The sequence below is a fragment of the Azospirillum sp. genome (genome assembly GCF_035627195.1).
Taxonomy (GTDB): domain Bacteria; phylum Pseudomonadota; class Alphaproteobacteria; order Azospirillales; family Azospirillaceae; genus Azospirillum.
In genome coordinates this window covers 1-5,487 of sequence record NZ_DASPMG010000370.1, presented here as the reverse complement: position 1 = coordinate 5,487, position 5,487 = coordinate 1, and the positions used below count along the sequence as shown (strand labels likewise).

Sequence of the window (5,487 nt, the reverse complement as noted above, 5' to 3'; positions counted from 1 at the left end):
AGGTGATCGGCTACCTGTTCGTGTTCATGACGATCGGCGTGTATGCGCTGATCGGCGTGATCTCGCGCACGGCCGAAATGGGCGAATACTACGTCGCCGGCCGCAAGGTGCCTGCCTTCTATAACGGTATGGCCACCGGCTCCGACTGGATGTCGGCAGCCTCCTTCATCGGCATGGCCGGCTCGCTCTACCTGCTGGGCTATGACGGCCTCGCCTTCGTGCTGGGCTGGACCGGCGGCTACGTGCTGGTCGCGGTCTTGCTGGCGCCGTACCTGCGCAAGTTCGGCCAGTACACGGTGCCGGACTTCCTGGGCGCCCGCTACGGCGGCAACTTCCCGCGCCTGCTCGGCGTCGTCGTGCTGATCACCGCGTCGTTCGTCTACGTCGTGGCGCAGATCGTCGGCGTCGGCATCATCGCCTCGCGCTTCCTCGGCATCTCGTTCGAGATCGCGGTGTTCGTCGGTCTGGCGGGCATCCTGGTCTGCTCGATGCTCGGCGGCATGCGGGCGGTGACCTGGACGCAGGTGGCGCAGTACATCATCCTGATCGTCGCCTACCTGATCCCGGTGGTGCTGCTGTCGGCCAAGGTGACCGGCGTGCCGATCCCGCAGCTCATGTACGGCGAGGCGATCGACAAGATCACCGCGCTGGAGAACCAGCTCGGCATCACCAAGCACCACGCGGCGGCGTTCGTCGATGCCAAGGGCGCCTTCTCGTGGAACGCGGCGATCAACTACTTCGCGCTGATCTTCTGTCTGATGGTCGGCACGGCGTCGCTGCCGCACATCCTCATGCGCTACTTCACCACGCCGAGCGTGCGCGACGCCCGCAAGTCGGTGGCGTGGAGCCTGTTCTTCATCTTCCTGCTGTACTTCACGGCGCCGGCCTACGCGGCCTTCGCCAAGCTGGAGGTCTACCAGAACGTCATCGGCCAGTCGATCGCGTCGCTGCCGGGCTGGGTGCAGGCGTGGGCGCAGGTCGGTCTGGTCACCATCAAGGACGTCAACACCGACGGCATCCTGCAACTCGCCGAGTTCACCATCCACCCGGACGCGGTCGTGCTGGCGACGCCGGAGATCGCCGGCCTGCCGTACGTCATCGCCGGGCTGGTGGCGGCCGGCGGCCTCGCCGCGGCGCTGTCCACCGCCGACGGCCTGCTGCTGGCGATCGCCAACGCGCTCAGCCACGACGTCTATTTCCGCATGATCGACCCGAAGGCCGACGCCAAGCGGCGCCTCGTCACCGCCCGCGTCATCCTCATCGGCGTGGCGCTGGTCGCCGCGTGGGTGGCCGGGTCCATCGGCGGCAACATCCTGTTCCTGGTGGCGTGGGCCTTCTCCATCGCCGCGGGCGGGCTGTTCGCGGCGCTGGTGATGGGCATCTGGTTCAAGAAGACGACCAACGCGGCGGCGTGCTGGGGCATGATCGTCGGCTTCGGCGTGACCTTCGTGTACCTGATCTGGACGGAGTTCTGGGGCCCCAGTTTCGTCGAGTTCGCCAACACGATCTTCGGGTCGGGTGCCGCGGACATCGTCAAGGCGCGCGGCCGCGACGTGGCGCGGCTGTGGGGCATCAACAACATCTCCGGCGGCCTGTTCGGCGTGCCGCTGTCGTTCCTGGTGATCTACGTGGTCAGCCAGTTCACCCGGCAGCCGTCGCGCGAGATGCAGGACTTCATCGACTCCATCCGCGTCCCGCGCGGCGAGGTCCGCCTCGCCGGCGGCCCGGCCACGGAGTAGCGGGAAGCAGGCCTGTGCGGCGGGGCCCTTCTCCGCGGGGCCTCGCCGCTTCCTTTCCACGAAAGGCGGTACGCGCGCATGACGCAGCCCGATTTCCTTCTCGGCCACCTGCCGTTCTGGATCGTCACCTACGTGCTGTCGGCGGTGGCATGGACATGCCTGGGCCGGTTCCTGCTGAGCTTCTTCGTGCCGCCGGACTCGACACTGTACATCTGGCGGGCCTTCCGCTGGATTACCGACTGGGCGGTGAGGGCGGCGGCGGCCATCACGCCACGCATGGTGCCGCCGATCCTGCTGGCGCCCATCGCGGCGGTGTGGATCTTCGTGCTGCGCATCGGAACGTCGCTGGCCATGCTGTCGGCCGGCATGGTGCCGACGCTGAGCGCGGCGGCCGGGGGAGGGTGAGATGGAACGCCGCCACCTGATCTTCGCCCTGCTGGCCGTGTGCCTTGTGAACGGCATCTTCTCGCCGCTGGTCGTCCTGTTCTGGCGGACGGCGCCGTTGTGGATGCCGGGGTTCGTGCTGGGCGTGCCCGGCGCGGTGTTCTATGTGAGTTCGCTCACCCTTGCGACATTGACGCTCCTGTTCAGCGGGGTGCCGGCCGCGGTATACGAACGGCTGTCCGGCGCCGCGGACACCGATGTGACGAGCCTGTGGATATGGTTGGCCGGCGCCGTTGTTCTCTCCCTGCCGGCGGGCATCACGCTCGCCGCCTTGGCGTGAACGGGTGGCATGAACGGTTGAAGGTGGCGGCACCATGGCTTCCCTGGGTTTCATCGAGGCGTGCGCCGATCTGTCGGTGCGGCGCGGGTGTGGGTTCGGCGGGCTGGCGATCGGCGCGGTGATGGTGGGCTTGAGCTACGATCCCCTGCTGTCGTTCGAGTCGGGAGCGATCCTGACCTCGCTGATGGGCTGCATCCTGCTTCTGAAGGCCAGCCGGAGCATGCAGCGTTCGCCCAAGACGACCGAGCTGTGGATGATGCTGGACAAGGACAAGCGTCCTGCCGAGCCGCACGCCCAGCGCATCCTGATGGGCACGCTGAAGGAGGCCTACCTGCGCTACGCCCGCGTCACCGGTGCCGCCTCGGCCGGGCTGTGGGTGTTCAGCTTCGGGCTGATGGCCGTGGCGACCTAGAAGGGGGTAGCCCGATTTGCGAAGGGTTCGGTGGGGCTGCCGAAATTGCGCACCCCTGTGGACCGGAAATGTCGCTTGAGTTGCGGCGGGGTTGCCGCAACAGTCCCGTTCCGGCTCCCCGCCGCGGACGGCGGGGGGCGGCTTGCTTGTCCGGAACACACGGCCGATGTCGAATCCTGAACTCCTCCGCCCCGCCGCCCGTCGTCCCCTCGCCGGATGGATCGCCGCCCTCGCGGGTGTGCTGATCGTCGCCGGTACCGGCCCGTCCTGGGCAGCCGGTGCCCGCGACGTGGTCACGGCGTGGAGCGCGCGGCTGGACGAACGCGCGGCTGAACTGGAGAACGCGCCGAAGGTGAAGGCCACGCGTGTCGGCGGCGGTATCGTCCTCAAGAAGGGCGACGGCGGCATGATCGAGGTGCCGCCCCCGGCGTCGCCCGCGCCGCAGCCGGCGGCCGCGTCGCCGGCCCCGGTGGCGACACCGGACGGTGCGCCCCCGGCTCTGGTCGACGTTCCGGTGGCCGTGGCACCGGCCCCGATGCCCGCGGCGGCGCCGGTGCCGGTTATCGACCTGCCGGCACCGCCGATGTTCGTGCGTTCGGCCTCGGCCGACCGCATCGGCCGGCTGTCGTCGCGCCTGATCGAGCTGGGCTTCCTGCGCGAGGACCAGTGGAGCGACGCCTACGGCGACACCATCGAGGTGGCAGTGCGCGCCTTCCAGATCTCGGAAGGGCTGATGCCGGACGGCAAGGTGGGCGAGGTGACGCGGCTGGCGCTGGACCGCACCCCGGCGCAGGCGGCAGCGCTGATGCGCCGCGCGTCGGCGGCGATGCGGGCCTTCCAGGCCTCGGTTCCGGACACGGTGGTGCTGGTCAACCTGCCCAGCCAGACGGTGACCTACATCGACCGCGGCAAGGTGGCGCTGGCCATGCGCGCGGTGGTCGGCCGGCCGTCGCGGCAGACGCCGCTGATGGAGGACCGCATCACCAGCATCACGGTCAACCCGACCTGGACCGTGCCGCCCACCGTGCTGGTGGAGGACAAGCTGCCGATCCTGCGCAAGAAGGGCAACACCGGCATCAAGAACGCCATCGTCTACCTGGACGGCTCGGAAGTGGTGCCGGAGACGATCAACTGGTGGTCGGTGAGCCCAGAGCGCATCCGCATCGTCCAGCGCCCCGGCGACGACAACGCGCTGGGCCGCTTCCGCTTCAACCTGACCAACGGCGAAGGCATCTTCCTGCACGGCACCAACGACCCCAAGCTGTTCGACCGCGACGTGCGCGCCGCCAGTTCGGGCTGCGTGCGGCTGGCCGATGCGCGTGGCATGGCGGAGACTCTGTTGGCGTCCAAGAAGATCGGCACGGCGGACATCGACCGGCAGTTGGAGAGCGGCGAGACGAAGACCATCGCGCTGCCCAAGGCGGTGGCCGTGCGCTTCGTCTACTGGACCGCGTCGGTCGAGGCCGACGGCACCGTGCGCGTGCACCCCGACATCTACGACGACGCGTCGGGGATGCCGGCCACTACCCCTGTGGCCGCGGTCACGCCGAAGCCCAAGACCGTCGACACGAAGGCGCTTCAACCCAAGACGCTGCAGGTCAAGCCAACGCCGGTGAAGGCGCCCGCCAACCCGGTGGTGCCGGCGGCGGCGCCGGAAAGCCAGAGCGGGCCGTTCTCGCACCGGATGTGACGTGACCGAAGAGGCCGCCGATCCGCACCTCGTCCACGCCCTGGCGTCCGCGCACCCGGAGGTGGTGACCCTGGCCGCCGCCGGAGTGGCGCGGATCGAGCAGGCGGAGGGAAAGGGCCTGGTGCCCCTGGGCCTGCCGCTGCCCAAGGGGCGGCGTGACCTGCTGGTGCCGGGCGACCGGCGCGACGCCATCGTGATGGAGATCCTGGGGCAGGTCGACCGGGCCCGCCGCCGCGACGCCCTGCTGGCGCAGGGCCGCCGGGCGCTGGAGGGGCGGCACGTGGCCCTGCAGCCGGCCGAGGACCGCACCCGCGTACGCGCGGTGCTGAGCGACGAGCTGCCCTGGCCCGGCCTGTCGCCGCCGGTGCGCCTGCAGATCTCCCGCAGCGTCGACGTCCTGGAACTGGCGGACCTGGGCGACGAGGAACTGGCTCGACGCCTGGACGGCGACCCGCAGCTGGCGTCCGCCATGGACGAGGCGCTGTCGCGCGTGGCGGCGCGGCTGCGCGCCTACGCCGGGGACTGCGCGGACGCGGCCGACGCCTGGACCTTCGAGGCCTTCGCCGACCGGCTGGCGCGCGCGGCGCGCAACCGCACCGGCGTGGACGAGCTGCTGGCCCGCTGGGAGCGGGAGTTCGACACGTGGCGGCGAGAGCGGGCGGAGGCGCGGGGGCGCGCCTACGTGGACCGGCATTTCGACTTCGCCCGGTTCGAGCGGCTGTTCCCGGTGGCGCGCGGCATGGGACGGCGGCTGGTGCTGGTGACCGGCCCCACCAACTCCGGCAAGACGCACCGGGCGATCGAGGCACTGAAAGGGGCGCGCGACGGCGTGTACCTTGCCCCCTTGCGCCTGCTGGCGTTGGAGGTGATGGAGCGGCTGAACGCCGAGGGCACGCCGGCCACGCTTCTGACGGGCGAAGAG

Annotated in this window: 5 protein-coding genes and 1 pseudogene; all 6 read left to right on the top strand. The window is 70.1% G+C overall.

All coding sequences use genetic code 11. From position 1 onward, the window contains the following. Positions 1-1,739 (top strand): sodium:solute symporter family protein (locus VED21_RS32610; protein ID WP_324889998.1); only part of this gene is annotated, 1,739 nt, incomplete at its 5' end. A 78-nt stretch (positions 1,740-1,817) separates the two neighbouring features. Beyond that, positions 1,818-2,144 (top strand): YggT family protein, encoded by a 327-nt coding sequence (locus VED21_RS32605; protein WP_324889996.1) that lies wholly within the window; start codon positions 1,818-1,820, stop codon positions 2,142-2,144. Between the two features lies 1 nt (position 2,145). Then, positions 2,146-2,463 (top strand): hypothetical protein, encoded by a 318-nt coding sequence (locus tag VED21_RS32600; protein WP_324889994.1) that lies wholly within the window; start codon positions 2,146-2,148, stop codon positions 2,461-2,463. Positions 2,464-2,497: 34 nt separating this feature from the next. Further along, a complete protein-coding gene (locus VED21_RS32595; RefSeq protein ID WP_324889993.1) occupies positions 2,498-2,875 on the top strand; it encodes a hypothetical protein in 378 nt (125 codons plus the stop codon). 166 nt (positions 2,876-3,041) lie between these two features. Beyond that, entirely contained in the window at positions 3,042-4,565 is a 1,524-nt protein-coding gene (locus VED21_RS32590) for a L,D-transpeptidase family protein (RefSeq protein WP_324889991.1), read from the top strand. A gap of 1 nt (position 4,566) precedes the next feature. Further along, positions 4,567-5,487, top strand: a pseudogene (locus VED21_RS32585) (RNA helicase); the annotation flags it as partial.